We start from the raw sequence: 18,863 nt of genomic DNA on the forward strand, positions 1-18,863 counted from the left end.
CTCGGTGAATGATCGACCAGGGCGCAAGGGCCGTTGGCCGACGTTGACAGACCCCCTTGATCGACCTGATGAGGATGGGGCCACAGGTTCCAATCTGCTGGCGCCACATGCGAGAAGACCCCCAGTCGATACCGGCTGGGGGTCTTTGGCATCCATGGTCATGCTGATCCGGCTGTGCCGCAGGATCGCTCGGGCCACCTTGGGGGTGCACCTTCGGGAGGCTGGCACTGTCACCCGAATGGCCCAACGTGACGTGCCACCCACATGGGTGAAGATCAAGCTGATTAATGCCCCAACCGAGGCAATCCGTGAAAGGCGAACCAAATGCGCATTCGACGAACCCTCGCCGCCGTCATCGCCACGGCAGCCCTCGCCGGACTCGGCCTCACAGGCGCCGTCACCGCAACCGCCGCCACCGCACCGGGTGCCCCATCCGTCGTCTCCCCTTCTGAGTGCAAGCAGGGCGGCGGAATGCCCGATCTGGTGGACAACGTCTGCAAGGGCGGTACGCACGACGGGGAGCAGGTCGACTGACCCCCACAAAGCGCCCCGCAGCCACGCGCCGCGGGGCGCTTCCGCGCGAGCGTGGCCGGGAGAGCGCTGTGAGGACCGACGTGCCGACGATGCATCCGGTCGGGCGTTTCAAGCGCCTGCTCCCGAAACCCCGGTGAGCCTAGGCTCTGCTGATGACCTTGCAACGAGTTCTGTCTCCTGGGCCGACGGCCTCAGTGACAGCCCCTGGGAGCCGTGCTCGCCGGTCTCGGGCACGCAGAAGGCCCGACCGCTGGCGACGGGGGATGCACCAGCGATCGGGCCATGGCCAAGGGTAACAAGGTTGGAGTGGTTGTGGGAGGCAACCGGCTTGTTGGGGCGGGGAGTTGGCCGATCTTGATCGGTCAGTGACACGGGGGGTCGTAGGACAGGCGGGGCAGGTACTCGTGCCACTTCTGCGGGGTCAGCACGCCCCGGGTGACCGCGCAGATGTGCCGGATGGCCGCGTCGGCGTCCAGGCGCCACAGGCGGACCGTGTCCGCGCCGCTGGACACGCCGAGCACATGGCTGTTGGGGCTGAACGCCAGGAAGTTGCCGGTCTTGGCGTAGGGGCTCATCGACTGGCCGATGGGGCTGGCCGACGAGGGCCGGGCCACGTTCCAGAGCCGTACGGTGTTGTCGTTGCCGCCGCTGGCCAGGATGTGGCCGGACTCGCCGAACGTCAGCGATGTGACCGCCTCGGTGTGTCCGGTGAGCGGCCGGCCCGGCTCGGTCGCCGCGCGGGGGTCGGTGACGTCCCAGAGCCGCACGGTGTCGTCGTCGCTGCCGCTGGCCAGGGTGCGTCCGTCGGGGCTGTAGGCGAGCGTGTTGACGGGGCCCGAGTGCCTGGTGAGCGGCTTGCCGAGCGGCACGGTGCGGGCCGGTTCGGTGACGTCCCACAGCCGGACGGTGCTGTCCGCGCTGCCGCTCGCGAGGGTGCGCCCGTCGGGGCTGTAGGCGAGCGAGTTGACGAAGCCCCGGTGCCCGGTGAGGGGCTTGCCGAGCGGGACGGCGTGGGAGGGGTCGGTGACGTTCCACAGCCGGATGGTGCGGTCGTCGTAGGCGGTGGCCAGGGTGTGCCCGTCGGGGCTGTACGCCAGCGCGTCCGGGCCCATGAACCGGGTCCGCAGGGCCAGCGGCGGCCCGGCGGAGACCGGGCGGGCCGGATCGGTGACGTTCCACAGGCGCACCGTCCGGTTCCCGGTGAGCACCGCGAGGGTGCGGCCGTCCGGCGAGAACACCAGGGACCGCTGGTCGCCGTTCGTGCGCATGAAGGGCTTGCCCAGGGCCACGGGCCGGCCGGGAGCGGCCACGTTCCACAGCCGGATCGCGCCGTCGCGCGCGGCCGTGGCGAGCACCTTGCCGTCCGGGCGGAACGCCCCGCCGCGGCCGGTCATGTCGGACGTCGGCACCGACCACAGGCGGACCTTGCCGTCACCGTTGCCGGTGGCGAGGGTACGGCCGTCCGGGCTGAACCCCAGGGCGTACATCTCGCCGCTGCCGCCCGCCAGCGGTTCGCCGACCTGGGACGCCGACCCCGGGTCTCCGACGTTCCACAGGCTCGCCGTGCTGTCCGCGCTGGCCGCGGCGAGCCGGTTGCCGTCGGGGCTGAAGGCCACGGACCAGACGGGGCCCGTGTGACCGGTGAGCGGTGAGCCGACCGGTGCCGCGCGCGCGGGGTCGGCGACGTTCCACAGCCGGATGGTGTCGTCCGCGCTGCCGCTGGCCAGGGTGCGTCCGTCGGGGCTGAACGCCACCGAGTGCACCAGGTCCGTGTGGCCGGTGAGCACCTTGGGCAGCGGTCGCGGGTGGCGCGGGTCGGCCGTGTTCCACAGCCGGATCGTGCCGTCGTCGCCACCGGCCGCGAGGGTGCGTCCGTCGGGGCCGAACGCCACGCAGCGCACCGCGGCCGTGTGACCTCCCAGCGCGCCGAGCGGTTCGGGCCGGCGCGGTGCGGAGACGTTCCACAGGCGTACGGTGCGGTCCTCGCCCGCGGAGGCCAGGGTGCGCCCGTCGGGGCTGAAGGCGACCAGGTAGATCGTGCCCTCGTGGCCGGTGAGGGGCTTGCCGAGCGGGACCGGGTGAGCGGGGTCGGTGACGTCCCACAGCCGGATCGTGCCGTCGTCCCCGGCGCTGGCGAGGGTGTGGCCGTCGGGGCTGAAGACCGCGCTGCTGACCCAGCTCGTGTGACCGGTGAGGGGCTTGCCCAGCGGCTCGGGCCGGCTCCGGTCGGCCACGTTCCACAGGCGGACCGTCCGGTCGTAGCCGGCCGTGGCGAGAAGCTTGCCGTCGGGGCTGAACGAGGTGAGGTAGACGGCCCCGTGGTGGCCGAGCAGGGAGGTGGCCAGGGGGGCGTTGACGATCGAGATCAGCCTGCTGTACGTCCCCTCGTCGTCGGGGCGCAGGTCGTGGGCCACCAGGTCCAGTTGGGCGGCCAGCGACGGATCGGTGTGCTGGACCCGGTCCGCCTCCGCGATCACCTGCTCGAACACGGCGTCGTCCCGCTGCTGCCAGGCGACCACCGCCGAACCGGCCGCCAATACGGCGAGCACGACCAGCGCCGCCACGGCGGCGCGGCTGATCAGGACGGTACGGCGGCGCAGCCGGACCGAGGCGGCCAGGAACTGCACCGCGCCCCGGGTCAGATAGGTGTCCCCGGCCGACTTCGCCCAGCTCCGGGCCTGTTCGAGGCGGGAGCCCCGGTAGAGCAGCGCGCTGTCCCGGTCCGAGGCCTCCCAGGCGCGGCCGTCCTCCTCCAGCCGCTGGCGCAGCAGGTGGTCGCCCCGGTCCTCGTCGATCCAGTGGCGCAGCCGTGGCCAGGCGTGCAGCAGCGCCTCGTGGGTGATCTCCACGGTCTCCGCGTCGAGCGTGACCAGCCGGGCGCGCACCAGCGCCTCGAGGGACTCCTCCGTCTTTCCGGGGTCCACCGACTCCTGCGCCAACTGGCGCCGGGTGCCGCGCCTGCGGGTGGCCTGGGTGTCCTCGCCGAGCCGGACCAGGCGCAGCAGCAGCAGCCGGGCCGCGGTGCGGGCGGCCGGGTCGAGGCTGGTCCAGGCGCGTTCGGCGGTCGCCGCCACCGCGCCCTGGATGCCGCCCGCCGCGCGGTAGCCGGCCAGGGTCAGCCGGCCCGCCTTGCGGCGCTGCCAGGTGGCGAGCAGGGCGTGCGAGAGGAGCGGGAGCACTCCGGCGTCGTGCGCCCCGCGCGGGCCGTCCGCGCTGACCTCCCGCACGATCAGCTCCGCCAGCCCCGGCTCCAGCTCCAGGCCCACGGCCTTGGCGGGGCCGGTCACCGCCTCGCGGAGCTCCGCCGTGGTGAGCGGCCCGAGCACCATGTGCCGGTGCTGCAGCGCGTCGGCCAGTTCCGGGTGGCCGAGGCACTGTTCGTAGAAGTCGGCGCGGATGCCGAGGACCACGAGGACGGGGGCGGGACCGGGTGAGTCCGGGGGTGGGGTGCAGGCCGCGTGCAGCAGCTGGACGAAGGCGCGGCGGGCGGCCTCGTCGGGGCAGAGGGTGAAGGTCTCCTCGAACTGGTCGACGATGATCACCGCCCGCGGCCGGGCGGAGGTGGCGGCCGGCGTGGGGCCGGCCGGGTGCGGGGACGGTGAGCCGGTGACGTCGTCCGGGGGGAGGAGCCGGGCGCCGGACCGGTGTGGAATCGGGAGCGTGGACTCGGCCGTGGCCGCCGGGCGCACGCCGGTCCCGTCGAGGAGCGTGACCCGGGTGTCGCTGCCGTCCGTCCGCGTGCCGACCGCGCCGGTCTCGGGCGCCCGTGCGTCCGGCGAGCCGGTTCCGTTCGGGTGCGGGCCCGGGGACGTGCCGCCGGGCGGCTCCCCGTGCGGGGCGGACGTCTCCCGCAGTGCCCATGCCGTGACCGCATCGCGCACCGCGCGGGCGAAGCGCGGGGTGTCGGATCCCGGCGCGGCCGGCTGGTGGGCGGCCTCCGCCTCGGCGACGCGCGCGTCGGCGGCGAGGGCGGCCAGTTCCGGGACCCGGCGGGTCAGCTCGCCCAGCGGATCGGCGCCCGGCACCAGCTGGAGCACGGCCGTCGGCCGGCCGTCGCCGTTCCCGAGCGCGCCGTCCCGCACCGCGGGCACCAGACCGGCGTTCAGCAGGGACGACTTCCCGGCACCGGAGGCGCCGACGATCATGATCAGTCCGCCGGTCCGCTCCGCGGCGCGCAGCTGGGCCACCAGGGACTCGGTGCTCCGTTCCCGGCCGAAGAACCACCGGGCGTCCTGCTGGCGGTAGGGAGCCAGGCCCCGGTACGGGCACACGCCGCCGGCGACCGGCGGCGCCTGGGCCGGTGGCCGCCGGTTCTCCTGAGCGGGCACCGCGGGTCGGTCGCCGGCCGGGTCGGCCAGCGCGCGCTCCCACAGGCGCTGCCACTGGGGCAGGTCGTACAGCCCGCTGGAGACCGGGACCGGCCGCGCGCGGCGCGCCTCCGGGATGAGGATCTGCAGGACGGCCGCGAGGGCGGCGAACTGGGCCGGTACGTTCTTGGCCCGCCGCCAGTCGCTGATCCGCTGGGCGGACACCCGGACCGGCCGTCCGCGCTCGTCCACCCGCTGCAGTCGTACGACCGCCTCGGACACGCTCTTCAGGGGTGGATTGCCGGCCTCCTTGTAGAGCAGTGCGAGGCGCTCGGCGAAGGCCGTGCGTGTCCCTGAGTCGGAACTCAAGGTCCCACCCCTTACTCCCCCCGTATCAGGACGTCCGGACCGGAAAACTCACCCTATACGGCTGACCTGCGGCTACGCCCTGGACCGGATACCGGGACCTCCTCGGACGGGGCCGGAAATGGCAGGATCACGACGCGGTAGCGGAATCGTCACACTCGGTCCGGACAGGCCACCGGCCCGGTACCCGGGCGGACGGCCCGAGACGCCGATCGTTCTCGGCCAAAGTGCCCGACGGGCGCGGTGGAGACCGACGGCGCGAGGGACGTCGCGGTCCCGGACATCAGCCCCCGCACCGATCCGCCGACGCGGTGCGGGCGACGCCACCCGATCCGTCCGGTACCGGTCCCCACGAGGGGAGGGACCGGTGCCGGACGGGCCGGGTACGAAGCGGCGGTTCACCGGGTGGCCGGACCGGGCAGTCACGTCCCGGCAGTCAGTCACCGACCGCCGGCCGGCCCGCGAGGGCGCCGGGGTCCCGCAAGGCTGGAGGACGCATGAAGGTCTCCGTGGACCGCGCCGTGTGCTACGGCTCCGCCGAGTGCGCGCACCGTGCCCCGTCCGTGTTCGCGTTCGAGGACGGGTACGGCGTGGTCCGGCCCGGCCAGGAGGACGCCGGGGAGGATCCGCGGGTGCGCGAGGCGGCCGAGAAGTGTCCCTCCCAGGCCGTCGTGCTCACCGAATGACACGGGTGACCGCGGATCACCGGCCGGCCGGGAAGGACCAGCCGAGGTCCGCCAGCGCACGGGCCCTGGCCTCGACCACGGCCATGCGGGAATCCCGCTCGGCCGGGTCGGTGTGCGCGGCCTGACCGGTCACCTGTCCCTCCCACTTCCGGTACAGCAGCCCGGCCTCTCCGGTGAACCAGCCGCGGCTGACCGCGTTCAGCGCCAGCAGCAGTCCGGTGTCCTCGGAGGCGGGCAGGGCCATCCAGCCGCCCAGGGCCGTCAGCAGGTCCCGGCGGACGCAGAGCGACGCCGGATGGACCTGGGCCCGGAACCCGTGCTGCTTCCAGGAGCGCAGTACGGCACCGCGCTCGACGGGGCCGTCGTCCGGATCGCCGGGGAAGCCGGCCGTGGAACCGTCGGGGAACAGGTCGAGCGCCCGCGAGGTGGTCCAGCCGATGGTGCGGTCGGCCTCCAGGACGGCCAGGTCACGGGCGAGCGCGCCGGGCGTGAGCCGGTCGTCGGCGTCCAGGACCTTCACATACGCGCCGTCCGCGCGGGCCAGCGCGATCGTGCGGGCCACGCCCGGTCCGCCCGGCCGCCCCTGCCGGAAACTCACCCGCTCGTCGTCCGGCACGTACGGGCGCACCTCGTCGGTCCGGCCGTCCTCCTGGATCAGCCACCGCCACTCCCAGCCGTCCGGGAGCCACTGCTCGCGCAGGGACTTGTAGGCATCCGGCAGGAAGCGGGCGGACGGGGCGTGGACAGCGGTGACAACGGTGACGCGCCGGGGCACGGCGGCATTCACCACCTTTCCGGGCACGTGGTGAGGAGCGGTTCCGTACGGTCGCCGGGCAGCACGAGGTCCGAGACCCTGGGCATCCGCTCAGGCTACGGCGTTGAAGCTGACCTGACGACCCGGTACGGACGCCCCTGAACAGCGCGAGACCCCCGGCCGATCCCGGCCGGGGGTCTGTCCGTGTCGACTGATGCGTACGCAAGTCGCCCTGATGTCGAAACGTCTGCGTTCTCAGTACCGCGGAGGATTCAGCAGTTCAGTGGGTCCGCGGACTGAAGGTCGGGGTCGGTCTCCGCTTCCGTCTCGGTGAGGGGGCGGTGCCGGCAGCTCGGGGACTTTCCGTGGGCCTCGGCCCGGATGCGCTGCTTCATCGTGGGGGGCAGGGCCCTGGCATGGGACCGGGTCCAGTGATTCGCCATGGGGCTCGTCGGGACGATCCGTTGCGCGATGCGGTCCTGCGGCGTCTCGGTCCGAGGTGCGGCCGCCGCGGCGGTGGCGGTGGTCGCGGTGACGAGTCCGAGCGCCGTGCACAGCGCGAGGAAGGCGGTGACGATGGCGGTCCACAGCTGCACGACCTTGTTGTTCTTGGTCATGGCCCCTCACTTTCAGGTTGGGCGATTTGCGTACTTTCCTCATGATGTGTATGAGCATCGCGAAGTGGTGGACCTGGGGCCGTGGCGCGTCGATGTTCTGATCAACACCACTCGGATGGACGTAAGAGCCCCGGAAATCCCCTGAAACCGGGCGAGGCTGAGCGAAACGCGAGCAAAGTGACGGCCCGTGGGGGTGTGATCACCCTCCGGCCACGGTGGCGCCGACCTGGCCTATCGCGCGCCCGGGAGCGGGAGTTGGGGCCCGACGCAGGTCACCGATCGATATCGGCCGGTGTGTATAGTCGGGCGCCAGAGGTCCCCTACGTCAAGGAAAGACGAGGTCGCGCGGTGAAGAAGCTGCTCCTGGTCGCACTGGCCGCCATCGGCGGGCTCCTCGTGTACCGCCAGATCCAGGCGGATCGCGCCGAGCAGGACCTGTGGACGGAGGCGACTGACTCCGTGCCCACGGGTTCGTGAGTACCGATTCAGAATCTGATCAGACCCCGGCCGCCCTTGCGGTCGGGGTTTTGTGTTGTCCCGTTGACCGGGTGGACGCGGGCCGCCGCGGCCTTGGGGGCCTTCTTCATCGACCATCCGGTCCTCTTGTCCGATTGTCCGGTGGTCCTACGGCTCGTGTTGCCGGTTCGCGAGAGGTGGTGTAGGCGTCACCGGACGGGCCGGAGGCGGTGCGGTTGGCCGGTCCCGGTGATTCGGACGGCCGTACGCATTCCCCGGATGGCGCAGAGGTGCTCGGGGCAGGATGAGCCACGGCCGGATGCGCGGCGCGGAACGGGAGGGAGCGGCACGTGCGGGGGCGAGGGCGTGGAACGTGGTGGCGGCTGGGCGGTGGCCGGCCGATGGGTGCCGCGGCCCGGACGGGCGTCGTGACGGCCGCGACGTGCGCCGTGGCAGCGCTGCCGGGCGGGTTCGCGGCGGCGGCCGGGACCCAGGACCCGTACGCCTTCGACCCGGCCGGCCGGTCCATAGCGGGCGCCACCGGCACCGCCGGCGCGCCGCGGCTGGAGGCGGGCCGTACCTACCGCGACTCCCTTCCGGGGAGCGGCTCGCTCACCTACCGCCTCGACCTCACCGCCGCCGAGTCGGCTTACGCCCCGGTCACCGCCGCACCCCCGCCCGGCACCACCGGCAACGCCACCGACGGCATCCGCGTGTCCCTGGAGGACGCGCGCGGCACCCGCTGTTCGACCGCCTCCGCGCTCTTCGGCGCGGGGCTCAGCGCCCGCCCGGTGACCGCCCTGGGGCAGCGGCAGACCGGGCGCTCACTGTGTCAGGGAGCCGGAACCTACTACCTGCGCGTCGAGCGCCTGAGCGCCGGCGGCTCCGCGAGCGCTACGGCGTCCTCGGCACCGCGCTGGGACCTGGAGATCGCACCCGTCACCGAACCCGGCCTGGTCGCTGCCGGGCCCACCACCGCGCCCCCGGACCAGGGCTCCGCCTCCCCCGAGCCGCTCTCCGGCGACCCCCGTGACCGCACCGGCGGCGCCGGATTCACCTCCGCCCGCCCGCTGGGCCAAGGGGTCTGGCGGACCGGCATCACACCCGGGAGCACCCTCTTCTACAAGGTCCCGGTCGACTGGGGCCGCCAGATGCACGCCGTCGCCGAACTGGACGCCTCCACGAGCGGCCACGGCTATGTCGGCGGAGCCCTGAACCTCTCGCTGTACAGCCCCGTCCGCGGATACGTCGACGGCGCCTCCGTCGGCTACACCGGCACCCGCAGATCCACGGCCCTCGAGCCGCTGCCGCCGGTGGAGTACGCCAACCGGTACGCCGTCCTCACCGGGGAGAACGCGGTGCGCTTCGCCGGCGACTACTACCTTGTGCTGCACCTCAGCGAGAAGATGGCCGGCACCTTCGGAACGGGGCCGTTCCACGTGACGCTGCGGGTGCGGGTCGGCGGACAGGCGCACGACGGGCCGCGGTACGCCGGGCGGCCGGAGCCGCGGGACGTCTTCACCGTCACGGAACAGGACCGGCAGGCCGCGGCGGCCGGCGACACCGGAGGCGGCGGCATCGCGATGAAGGCCCTCGCGGCCGGCGGCATCGGCACCGGGACCGCGCTGCTGCTGGTGCTGGGCGGCTGGACCGTGGCGGCCCGGCGGGCTCAGACGCGGGCCAGCGCCCAGAAGCCCACGGCGTAGCAGGCCAGCGCCAGGAGCAGGATCGGGAGCGCCGCCTTCGCCGGAGGCCCGGGCCGCCGGATCGCCCGACGGGCCCGGCGGCCGTGTCCGGACGTGTGTCTGGCCGCGGAACCGGCGGCCGGCACGGCCGCGGGACCGCTCGTGGGACCGGCAGGCGGGGGAAAGCGGGGGTCCTGGGCGGTGTACGACGCGGTGGAGGCATCGGCGCGCGGCTGCGCCCACGGGATCGGGGGCACGGAGCCCGCACGGAATCCCGGGGTCACCGAGGCCATCGGCGCCTCCGGCGCGGGATGCCTGCCGGCGTACGACCCGGGGGAGGGCTCCGGACGGTGTGCCGGGGCGTGCGGGGCGCGGGCGGCGGGCTCCGTGACGGGAGTCGGCGCGTGCCCGGCCGGGGGCCCGTCGTTCCGCGGTACCGGGGCAGCCGCCTGCTCCGCACGCCGGACGTACGGCTGTGGACTGGGCGTCGGCTGCGGGGGCGGAAGGTGGAAGCTCCCGGTGTCCGACATCGAGCCGGTGACGGAGTGCTCCGCCCCGGCACTCCCCGTGCCGCCGCCATCGGCACCGGTGCCGCCGCCATCGGCACCGGTGCGGGTGCCCGTGGCCAAGGGCGCTTCCCGTACCCGTATCCCGGAGGCGGGTTTCAGCGGGCCGTCGGGTCCGAACCCGGAGGGCAAAGGCCCGAGTTGGTCGAAAATCTCGATCGACTCGTCGTCCGGACCCGGCTCCGGAAGGAGTTCGACAGCGCAGGCGAGCGCCTTGCGCGCACCCGTGGCGGTGCGGAAGCGGGCCGTCGGATCGGGCTGGAGCAGAGTGGCGACGATCTGCCAGAGCGGCTCCGGAACTCCCCTGGGCGGGCCGGGCGTTCCGTGCTCCGCGAAGTACTGCACCAGCGCCTTGGAGTCCGGCTTCGCCCCCTCCAGCAGATACAGGGCGACCAGGCCCACCGCGAACAGATCCGCCGGGAAGTCCGGTTCGGAGCCCAGCAGTTGTTCGGGCGCCAGATAACCCGGCGTGCCCACCACGAGGTTGGTCTCCGTCAGGCGCGGCTCACCGAACCGCATGGCGATGCCGAAGTCGGACAGCCGCAGCCGCGGCCGGCCGGTTCCGGTCGCCTCGAGCAGCACGTTGGCGGGCTTGATGTCGCGGTGCACGACGCCTTCCGCGTGCACCGCGGCCAGCCCCGACAGAAGCTGGTCCAGCAGGGTGCACACGAAGCCCGGCGGAAGCGGGCCGTAGTCACCGATGAGGTGGACCAGCGAGCCGCCCCCGACCAGGTCCATGGTGAACAGGACCTTGTCGTCGTCGGCCGCCCAGCTCGCCGGGGCGAGGACATGCGGATGGTCGATGCGCAGGGCCTGCTCGCGTACGAAGCGCAGCAGTGAGTGGGCGTCGCTCTGCTGGAGCACCTTTGCGGCCACATAGCGCCGGCGCCGGTGGTCCCAGGCACGCCAGACGGCACCCACGCCGCCGCGCCCGATCGGGTCGGCCAGTTCGTACCGGCCGGCGAAGACCTCACCCATGACAGTCCGCCGCTCCTCCCCCCCCAGCCCCCTTGATGAGTGACACAACCCCGGCCCCACCGGGAAACGGTCATTCCCGCACCCCCCAAGAAACACACCCCTGGCCCGGCCCCGGACCCCCTCCGAGAACCGGGCCGTGGGATCAGTTCTGGTGGGACTGGTAGTGCGCGACCGCGTCGGAGGTACGGCCGGCCCCGTAGACCCGGAGGAACTCTGCCAGCTCGGGGTGGGTCCGGGCGAGGCTGTCGGCCGCCTCGATTATGTCGCCGGCGGCGGCCACCGAGCGCAGCAGCGACTGGATCTCGCGCACCACACGCTTGACCGTCGGAGCACCGGAACTGTTCGTCGTATGCGTGGTGTTGCTCAGCACCGAGCCCCCCTGGGACTTCTTGATCTCGTCCATCCGCTCGGTCGCCTCGGCCGCGCTGACGCTGCCGTCCGCGGCCTGGGCCGCCAGCTCCTGCAGCAGCTGTACCCGCTGGACCACGGCGGGATTGCCGATCTTCGCGCGCTGGCCGCTCATCAGCTGCGACAGCATCGGAGCCGACAGCCCCAGCACCGCCGCGAGCCGGGCCTGGTTGAGCCCGAGATCGTCGATGAGCTTACGGAAGAGCGCCCCCAACGGCTCTCCGTACCAGTTCCGCTGCAGCTCCCGCGCTCTCGCGGTGGCTTCCTGCTGTGCGGCGTCCATTGCGTCTCCCCATCGCTTCCCCTGAAACCGCGGTTCGCTGTAGCGAACCACGTCGAGCATCTTACGGAGAGTGGTCATTCGCCGGGACCCCCAATCTTTTTGCGGGATACGGGGGGTGACCCGGTACTCTGGTGCCCGGCGCCCGCCCGGGACGTGGTTCCTCCGGCCGGACGCTTCCTTTCCGGGGCCTTAGCTCAGTTGGTAGAGCGCCGTCTTTGCATGGCGGATGTCAGGGGTTCGACTCCCCTAGGCTCCACCTGGAAAAGCCCTCCGAACTGCGACGACGCAGCTACGGAGGGCTTCTTCGTGGGCTCCTGCGGGGCCGTTTCACGTGAAACGACTGTGGGGCGGACGACCGTCGAGTCGTCCGCCCCACAGCTACGTCCGGCAGGGTGGGATACCGCCGCCTCAATCCTTGTCGTCGCGGTCGGCGGCCTCGTCCTGGGCCTGCTTCGCCTGGACCTCGGGGTCCAGTACCGCGGAGCCGCTGCCGTCCACCGAGCCCAGACCCGACTCCGGTACCTCGGTCGCGGCGGGCGGCTCCACCAGCCAGTCGGGGTTGGCCTGCTTGTCCCACCACTTCCAGGCCGCGAACGCGCCCCCCGCCACCAGGCCGACCAGCGCCAGCACCTTCATGGCGCGGCCTGCCCGGCGGCGCCGCTCGTTCCTGCGCGCGAGCTTCCGGATCTCCTCGGCCGTGACCTGGCCCCGCAGCGCGGCCAGAGCGGCGGCGCCCCGCGTGGCGGCCTCGTCAGCCACCGGCGCGGCCGCCGCCACCGCCTGCTCGATCCTCGGACGTGAGTACTCGGCCGCCTGCCGGGCGGCCTTACGGGTGCGGACGGCGGCCTCGTGTGCGGCCATGTCCACCTTCGGCGGTACATGCGCACGGGCCTGCTCCAGACGTGGGGCGAGCCGGGCGTCGTACTGTTCGCGGGCCTGTTCGGCGGCCTGCGACACCACGGGCGCCAGCCGTACACGTGCCTCTTGCGCGTAATACGCGGCACGCTCCTTGGCCGTGTCGGCGTAGGGCGCCACCACTTCCGCGGCGTGCAGCACGCTGTCCTTCGCCGAGCCGGTCGCGGCGCGCACGCTTTCAATGCGGGTCACGGGTTCCTCCTCCTCGGTGGCGTACGGTAATTCGACTTTCCACCCTTTTACGGATCATGCCTCCCGGGAGCCGGTGCGGCATGCGCGGGCGGGCATATGGGTGCAACAGGGGCTTGTCGACGACACTGCCACGAATCGCCGCCGCGCGCTCCCTCTCCGCGGAACTCGCCACGGCCGGGCGCCACCCGACCCCGACCGTGCGAGGATCAGGGGGTTACACGAGGACAACGGAAGGCACACCGTGGCCGAGCAGCTCTACGCCACCCTGAAGACCAACCACGGCGACATCGAGGTACGGCTGTTCCCCAACCACGCGCCGAAGACCGTCAGGAACTTCGTCGAACTCGCACAGGGCGAGCGTGAGTGGACGCACCCGGGCACCGGCACCGTGAGCACGGACCGGCTCTACGACGGCACGGTCTTCCACCGGGTGATCAGCGGCTTCATGATCCAGGGCGGCGACCCGCTGGGCAGCGGCATCGGCGGCCCCGGCTACGAGTTCGAGGACGAGTTCCACCCGGACCTGTCCTTCAGCAAGCCGTACCTGCTCGCCATGGCCAACGCCGGCCCGGGCACCAACGGCTCGCAGTTCTTCATCACCGTCTCCCCGACGACCTGGCTGAACCGCAAGCACACCATCTTCGGCGAGGTCAGCGATCCGGCCGGTCAGAAGGTGGTGGACGCCATCGCCGCCGTGCCCACCACCAAGCCGAACGACCGGCCGGTCAACGACGTCGTCATCGAGTCGGTCGTCATCGAGAAGCGCGCAAGCTGAGCGCGGGCGCGCTCGCGCCCCCCGAGCCGTCGCAGGGAACCAAACGCCCCGCTCGTCCGTAAGGAAGAGCGGGGCGGGGTATGCCGGGGGAAGGCCCACGACCAGCAAGGGGTGCTCATGGACCACGCCGCAGACCGCACGCACGACGCCCGGAGCGTGCCCGTGTGCTACCGGCACCCGGACCGCGAGACCGGCGTGCACTGCACTCGCTGCGAGCGCCCCATCTGCCCCGAGTGCATGGTCAGCGCCTCGGTCGGCTTCCAGTGCCCCGAATGCGTCCGGGCCGGCTCAGGCACCGGCCACTCTCCGGCCGCCTCCCGCCCGCGTACGGTCGCGGGGGGCACGGTGGCGGCGGACCCGCGGTTGGTCACCAAGATCCTCATCGGGATCAACCTGGCGATCTACCTGGTCCAGATGGCCGTCGGCGACAGCTTCACCGACCGGTTCGACCTGGTCGCACGTGCCCAGTTCGCCCCGTTCGGCGCCCTCGAGGGGGTGGCCGAAGGGCAGTACTACCGCCTGCTGACCTCGATGTTCCTGCACGGCGGCTATGTGCACATCGCGTTCAACATGCTCAGCCTGTGGTGGATCGGCGGCCCACTGGAGGCCGCCCTCGGCCGCGCCCGGTACCTTGCCCTGTACTTCGTCTCGGGTCTGGCAGGCAGCGCGCTCAGCTATCTCATCGCCCCGCCCAACCAGGCCTCGCTCGGCGCCTCGGGCGCGATCTTCGGGCTCTTCGGGGCCACGGCGGTGCTGATGCGCCGGCTCAACTACGACATGCGCCCGGTCATCGCCCTGCTGGTGATCAACCTGATCATCACCTTCGGCTGGGGCGGTATCGCCTGGCAGGCCCACATCGGCGGCCTGGTTGCCGGTGTCGTCACCGGCTACGCCATGGTGCACGCTCCGCGTGAGCGGCGGTCACTGATCCAGTACGGCACATGTGCTCTCGTACTGGCCGTGGTCGTGGTTCTGGTGCTGGTCAGAACCGCTCAGCTCACCTGACGTCGAACCGTTGTCCACAGTGTGTGGTGAATCTTGTGCATACTGTGCGGCCACAGCTGCGCCCCCTGCCGCTCGGATGTGTTTCCGCAGGTGGGGCAGGGGGCGAACGGTTGTCCGGGGGCCGGTAGGGCAGTCACACCGGCGTCAACGGCCGGGGGGTTATCCACAGATCGTAGTCTTTTCCCCAGGAGGGTGTGGACGACGCTGTGATCCTGTGGATAACTCAGTGAACAGCCCTGGGCAGAGCCGGTCCGGAGCAGGCTACTTCCACTGGGTGGAGACACCGAAGCCGGCGGCGATGAAGCCGAAACCGACCACGATGTTCCAGTTGTCCAGGCTGTCGATCGGAAGCGAGCCGTCCGTGACGTAGAAGACGACGATCCAGGCCAGGCCGATGAGGAACATGGCCAGCATGACCGGCGCGACCCAGGCGCGGTTGGTGAGCTTGATGGCCTGCCCCTGCTTCGCGGGCGGGGGCGTGTAGTCGGCCTTCTTGCGGATACGTGACTTCGGCACGAGGGTCTCTCCTGTCGATGCGCTGCGTGGCCGCGCAGGTAACTGGGTCGGTCCGGGGCAGCGTACAAGGGGACACTTAGCGCTCCCCCGGGCGTCCGTTAGCGTAGTGCTTCCGCGGCGCCGAAGGAGATAAGGGTACGTTGAGCAATTCTGCCGACTCCCCCGGGACGGGAGCAACGGGTTCCGGCCCCGTTCGTTCGTCGCGCATGCGCCCGGCGCGGATTCTCACCGTGGCCGTGTTCGCGCTGGCCGGCCTGATCTTCTTCACCAGCTTCAACACGGCCAAGGGCACCGACATCCGGCAGGACGCGTCCCTGCTCAAGCTGTCCGACCTGATCCAGGAGCGCAGCCACAAGAACAAGCAGCTGGACGAGTCCAACGCGGCCCTGCGGGACAACGTGGAGTCGCTCGCCGAGGGTGACGACGGCAGCACCAGGGCGCAGGACGAGAAGCTGAGCGGCCTGGAGAGGAGCGCGGGCACCCAGCGGGTCAAGGGCAGCGCGATCACCGTCACCCTCAACGACGCCCCGCCGAACGCCACGGCCAAGCTTCCCGGCTACCCCGAGCCGCAGCCCGACTACCTGGTCATCCACCAGCAGGACCTGCAGGCCGTGGTGAACGCGCTGTGGCAGGGCGGGGCCAAGGGCATCAAGGTCATGGACCAGCGGCTGATCTCCACCAGCGCGGTGCGCTGCGTCGGCAACACCCTGATCCTCCAGGGCCGCGTCTACTCACCGCCGTACAAGATCACGGCGGTGGGTGACCCGGAGCGGCTGCAGCAGGCGCTCGCCGCGAGCAGGGCGATCCAGACGTACATGGTGTACGTCAACGTCTACGGTCTCGGCTGGAAGGTCACCGAGGACGGAGTGGTGACGTTGCCGGGCTACTCGGGCACGGTGGACCTGCACTACGCGAAGCCGGTGCAGTAGCCACCCACCCGGGGGCCGGCGGTGCTCGGCCCCCGCGAAACCGTCGCGGCCTGCGTTGAGGTGATCGGCCCCCTGTCACGTACGTCCGGGTACACGCGTCCGGACGGGTCCCCCGCGCTGACCACGCGGCCCGCCGAGTCAGGCCAACCGGGGGCTCCACGCCGTTAGTCTGGTGCCGTACGGCGTGGGTTACCGGTGCCGTGGTGAGACGGGAAGGGACGGCATGTACGGCTGGATCTGGCGGCATCTGCCGGGGAACGTGTGGGTGAAGGCGCTGGTCTCGCTCGTCCTGGTCCTGGCCGTGGTCTACGTCCTCTTCCAGTACGTCTTCCCCTGGGCCGAACCGCTGCTGCCCTTCAACGATGTGACGGTGGACAACCAGTGAGCGCGCGGATTCTCGTCGTCGACAACTACGACAGCTTCGTCTTCAACCTGGTCCAGTACCTGTACCAGCTCGGCGCCGAGTGCGAGGTGCTGCGCAACGACGAGGTGTCGACCGCGCACGCGCAGGACGGCTTCGACGGCGTGCTGCTCTCGCCGGGCCCGGGCACGCCGGAGCAGGCGGGCGTGTGCGTGGACATGGTCCGGCACTGCGCGGCGACCGGCGTCCCCGTCTTCGGGGTGTGCCTGGGCATGCAGTCGATGCAGGTGGCGTACGGCGGTGTGGTGGACCGGGCCCCGGAGCTGCTGCACGGCAAGACCTCACTGGTGGAGCACGGGGGGCGGGGCGTCTTCGCCGGGCTGCCCTCGCCGTTCACGGCGACCCGCTACCACTCGCTGGCGGCGGAGCCCGCCACCGTCCCGGACGAGCTGGTGGTCACGGCCCGTACCCACGACGGGATCATCATGGGCCTGCGGCACCGTGAACTCCCGGTGGAGGGCGTGCAGTTCCATCCCGAGTCGGTGCTGACCGAGCACGGGCACCGGATGCTGGCCAACTGGCTGGTCGAGTGCGGCGACGAGGGCGCGGTGGCGAGGTCGGCGGGGCTCGCCCCGGTGGTGGGCAGGGCCACGGCGTGACCGCGCTGCGCCCGGAGCGCGAGACCGATGCCTCGTACGGGGATCAGTCGTACGAGGCTTCCGGTGCGCTTGGGGACTGGCACATGGCGGGGTCGGCGCCGGGGGAGCCGTACCGGGCCGGCCTGGACGACGAGACCATGGCGCTGCGGCTCCCCGATCCGGCGCACGGTCCCGAGAACGGGGCTCTGCGCGCCTCAGAAGCCTCTTCCGCCTCTTCCGCCCCTGGACCCCCGGCGGGGGGCCGTGCGGCCCGCAGGAAGGCCGCCAAGCGGCGCGGTGGGCGTCATGGCGGAGCACACCGGGAGGCAGCGGCCCCGGTGGAGCCGGAGAGCGGCCGGCCGCTGTCCCGGGTCGAGGCCCGGCGGCGGGCGCGGCTGCGCAAGCCGGGCCCGGGGGTCATCGCGAGCCGGGCGATCGGCGAGGTGTTCATCACCACCGGCGTGCTGATGCTGCTGTTCGTCACCTACCAGCTGTGGTGGACGAACGTCCGGGCGCACGCGCAGGCGGGCAGCGAGACGCATCAGCTGCAGGACGACTGGGCGAGCGGCAAGCGGGCCCCGGGGGTCTTCGAACCGGGGCAGGGCTTCGCGATACTCCACATTCCCAAGCTGGACGTGGTGGCGCCGATCGCCGAGGGCGTCAGCAACAAGAAGGTGCTCGACAAGGGGATGGTCGGGCACTACGGCGAGGCTCCGCTGAAGACGGCGATGCCGGACGCGAAGACGGGCAACTTCGGCCTGGCGGCGCACCGGAACACGCACGGCGAGCCGTTCCGGTACATCAACAGGCTGACGCCGGGTGACCCGGTCGTGGTCGAGACGCAGGACACGTACTTCGTGTACAAGGTGACCTCGATGCTGCCGGTGACTCCGCCGTCCAACACCAGCGTTCTGAACCCGGTGCCCAAGGGCTCCGGGCTCACCGGGCCGGGCCGCTACATCACCCTCACCACCTGTACGCCGGAGTTCACCAGCAAGTACCGGCTGATCGTCTGGGGCAAGATGGTCGAGGAACGCCCGCGCAGCAAGGGCAAGCCGGACGCGCTCATCGAGTAGGGGCAGACAAGACTGTGGCAGCGACCGCCGACGAGACCGAAGACCACACGGACGCGTCCGGCGCGACGCCCGTCCCGGGCCGCCGCGGCCCCGGCCGGGTCGCGCTGGCGGTCAGCTTCTTCGGTGAACTGCTCATCACCGCAGGCGTGGTGATGGGTCTGTTCGTCGTCTACTCCCTGTGGTGGACGAACGTCATAGCGGACCGCAAGGCGGACCGGCAGGCCGACCGGGTCCGCGACCACTGGGCCCGGTCCGCCGCCACGGGTCCCGGCGCGTTGGACACCAAGGACGGCATCGGTTTCCTGCACGTCCCGGCGATGCGGAACGGCGCGGTGCTGGTGGAGAAGGGCACCGATGAGGACATCCTCAACGACGGTGTGGCCGGCTACTACACGGACCCCTTCAAGGCCGTGCTGCCCACCACCGGGAAGAAGGGCAACTTCACCCTCGCCGCCCACCGGGACGGCCACGGCGCGAAGTTCCACAACATCGACAAGCTGAAGGACGGCGATCCGATCGTCTTCGAGACGAAGGACGACTGGTACGTCTACAAGGTCTACTCGATCCTCCCGGAGACCTCGAAGTACAACGTCAAGGTCCTCTCCCAGGTCCCCGAGGAATCCGGCAGGAAGAAGCCGGGCCGCTACATCACCCTGACGACCTGCACCCCCGTATACACCTCACGCTACCGGTACGTGGTGTGGGGCGAACTGGTCCGCGTGGACAAGGTGAACAGCAGACGGACGCCGCCGGCGGAGCTGCGTTGAGGTGACCGGCCTCCATTGGGGGCCGGTCACCCGGCATGACTGGGCCCGA

Annotated in this window: 18 protein-coding genes and 1 tRNA gene; 12 read left to right on the forward strand and 7 right to left on the reverse strand. The window is 71.8% G+C overall.

Annotation, left to right across the window (positions count from 1 at the left end):
* Positions 1 to 324 precede the first annotated feature (324 nt).
* Positions 325 to 534, forward strand: coding sequence for a hypothetical protein (locus ACZ6B1_RS18360; RefSeq protein ID WP_468779546.1), 210 nt, complete (start codon positions 325 to 327; stop codon positions 532 to 534).
* Between the two features lie 362 nt (positions 535 to 896).
* On the opposite strand, the gene ACZ6B1_RS18365 is transcribed toward ACZ6B1_RS18360, so the two are convergent.
* Positions 897 to 5,210 carry an nSTAND1 domain-containing NTPase gene (locus ACZ6B1_RS18365; RefSeq protein ID WP_468779548.1) on the reverse strand — a complete coding sequence of 1,438 codons (4,314 nt, stop codon included), beginning with the start codon at positions 5,208 to 5,210 and terminating at the stop codon, positions 897 to 899.
* 494 nt (positions 5,211 to 5,704) lie between these two features.
* Here ACZ6B1_RS18365 and ACZ6B1_RS18370 point away from each other — a divergent pair, with 494 nt between their 5' ends.
* Positions 5,705 to 5,893: a ferredoxin gene (locus tag ACZ6B1_RS18370; RefSeq protein WP_468779550.1), complete on the forward strand. Its 189-nt coding sequence runs from the start codon at positions 5,705 to 5,707 to the stop codon at positions 5,891 to 5,893.
* Positions 5,894 to 5,909: 16 nt separating this feature from the next.
* On the opposite strand, the gene ACZ6B1_RS18375 is transcribed toward ACZ6B1_RS18370, so the two are convergent.
* Together ACZ6B1_RS18375 and ACZ6B1_RS18380 are read right to left on the reverse strand one after the other, a co-directional pair.
* Positions 5,910 to 6,668, reverse strand: a complete 759-nt coding sequence (locus ACZ6B1_RS18375) for a glycosyltransferase family 2 protein (protein WP_468779552.1) — start codon at positions 6,666 to 6,668, stop codon at positions 5,910 to 5,912.
* 251 nt (positions 6,669 to 6,919) lie between these two features.
* Positions 6,920 to 7,264 (reverse strand): DUF6344 domain-containing protein, encoded by a 345-nt coding sequence (locus ACZ6B1_RS18380; RefSeq protein WP_468779554.1) that lies wholly within the window; start codon positions 7,262 to 7,264, stop codon positions 6,920 to 6,922.
* Between the two features lie 348 nt (positions 7,265 to 7,612).
* Between ACZ6B1_RS18380 and ACZ6B1_RS18385 the strand changes: the two genes are divergently transcribed.
* Positions 7,613 to 7,741, forward strand: a complete 129-nt coding sequence (locus ACZ6B1_RS18385; RefSeq protein ID WP_003999697.1) for a DLW-39 family protein — start codon at positions 7,613 to 7,615, stop codon at positions 7,739 to 7,741.
* A 407-nt stretch (positions 7,742 to 8,148) separates the two neighbouring features.
* On the forward strand, positions 8,149 to 9,426 hold the full coding sequence (locus ACZ6B1_RS18390; RefSeq protein ID WP_468779556.1) for a hypothetical protein: 1,278 nt from the start codon (positions 8,149 to 8,151) through the stop codon (positions 9,424 to 9,426).
* Here ACZ6B1_RS18390 and ACZ6B1_RS18395 read toward each other — a convergent pair.
* Positions 9,390 to 10,949 (reverse strand): serine/threonine-protein kinase, encoded by a 1,560-nt coding sequence (locus ACZ6B1_RS18395; RefSeq protein ID WP_468779558.1) that lies wholly within the window; start codon positions 10,947 to 10,949, stop codon positions 9,390 to 9,392. The genes ACZ6B1_RS18390 and ACZ6B1_RS18395 overlap by 37 nt on opposite strands.
* Positions 10,950 to 11,091: 142 nt before the next feature.
* On the reverse strand, positions 11,092 to 11,640 hold the full coding sequence (locus ACZ6B1_RS18400) for a helix-turn-helix domain-containing protein (protein WP_390053737.1): 549 nt from the start codon (positions 11,638 to 11,640) through the stop codon (positions 11,092 to 11,094).
* A gap of 183 nt (positions 11,641 to 11,823) precedes the next feature.
* On the opposite strand from ACZ6B1_RS18400, the gene ACZ6B1_RS18405 reads away from it, so the two are divergent.
* Positions 11,824 to 11,896 (forward strand) — tRNA-Ala (locus ACZ6B1_RS18405).
* Between the two features lie 152 nt (positions 11,897 to 12,048).
* Here ACZ6B1_RS18405 and ACZ6B1_RS18410 read toward each other — a convergent pair.
* Positions 12,049 to 12,747 (reverse strand): DUF5324 family protein, encoded by a 699-nt coding sequence (locus tag ACZ6B1_RS18410; protein WP_468779560.1) that lies wholly within the window; start codon positions 12,745 to 12,747, stop codon positions 12,049 to 12,051.
* A gap of 241 nt (positions 12,748 to 12,988) precedes the next feature.
* Between ACZ6B1_RS18410 and ACZ6B1_RS18415 the strand changes: the two genes are divergently transcribed.
* Together ACZ6B1_RS18415 and ACZ6B1_RS18420 are read left to right on the forward strand one after the other, a co-directional pair.
* Positions 12,989 to 13,522: a peptidylprolyl isomerase gene (locus ACZ6B1_RS18415; protein ID WP_468779562.1), complete on the forward strand. Its 534-nt coding sequence runs from the start codon at positions 12,989 to 12,991 to the stop codon at positions 13,520 to 13,522.
* 117 nt (positions 13,523 to 13,639) lie between these two features.
* A complete protein-coding gene (locus ACZ6B1_RS18420) occupies positions 13,640 to 14,527 on the forward strand; it encodes a rhomboid family intramembrane serine protease (protein ID WP_468779564.1) in 888 nt (295 codons plus the stop codon).
* A 261-nt stretch (positions 14,528 to 14,788) separates the two neighbouring features.
* On the opposite strand, the gene crgA is transcribed toward ACZ6B1_RS18420, so the two are convergent.
* Positions 14,789 to 15,043, reverse strand: coding sequence for a cell division protein CrgA (gene crgA, locus ACZ6B1_RS18425; protein ID WP_143630171.1), 255 nt, complete (start codon positions 15,041 to 15,043; stop codon positions 14,789 to 14,791).
* A 140-nt stretch (positions 15,044 to 15,183) separates the two neighbouring features.
* On the opposite strand from crgA, the gene ACZ6B1_RS18430 reads away from it, so the two are divergent.
* From ACZ6B1_RS18430 to ACZ6B1_RS18450, 5 genes are all read left to right on the forward strand, one after another.
* Complete coding sequence (locus tag ACZ6B1_RS18430; RefSeq protein WP_468779566.1) at positions 15,184 to 15,972, forward strand: DUF881 domain-containing protein; 789 nt, start codon at positions 15,184 to 15,186, stop codon at positions 15,970 to 15,972.
* A gap of 223 nt (positions 15,973 to 16,195) precedes the next feature.
* Positions 16,196 to 16,357, forward strand: coding sequence for a hypothetical protein (locus tag ACZ6B1_RS18435; RefSeq protein ID WP_345056527.1), 162 nt, complete (start codon positions 16,196 to 16,198; stop codon positions 16,355 to 16,357).
* Entirely contained in the window at positions 16,354 to 16,992 is a 639-nt protein-coding gene (locus tag ACZ6B1_RS18440) for an aminodeoxychorismate/anthranilate synthase component II (protein ID WP_468779568.1), read from the forward strand. The genes ACZ6B1_RS18435 and ACZ6B1_RS18440 overlap by 4 nt, the downstream gene beginning before the upstream one ends.
* A complete protein-coding gene (locus ACZ6B1_RS18445) occupies positions 16,989 to 18,047 on the forward strand; it encodes a class E sortase (protein WP_468779570.1) in 1,059 nt (352 codons plus the stop codon). The genes ACZ6B1_RS18440 and ACZ6B1_RS18445 overlap by 4 nt, the downstream gene beginning before the upstream one ends.
* A gap of 14 nt (positions 18,048 to 18,061) precedes the next feature.
* Positions 18,062 to 18,814 carry a class E sortase gene (locus ACZ6B1_RS18450; protein WP_468779572.1) on the forward strand — a complete coding sequence of 251 codons (753 nt, stop codon included), beginning with the start codon at positions 18,062 to 18,064 and terminating at the stop codon, positions 18,812 to 18,814.
* The last annotated feature ends 49 nt before the right edge of the window (positions 18,815 to 18,863 follow it).

The organism is Streptomyces sp. NPDC041129 (genome assembly GCF_055592265.1).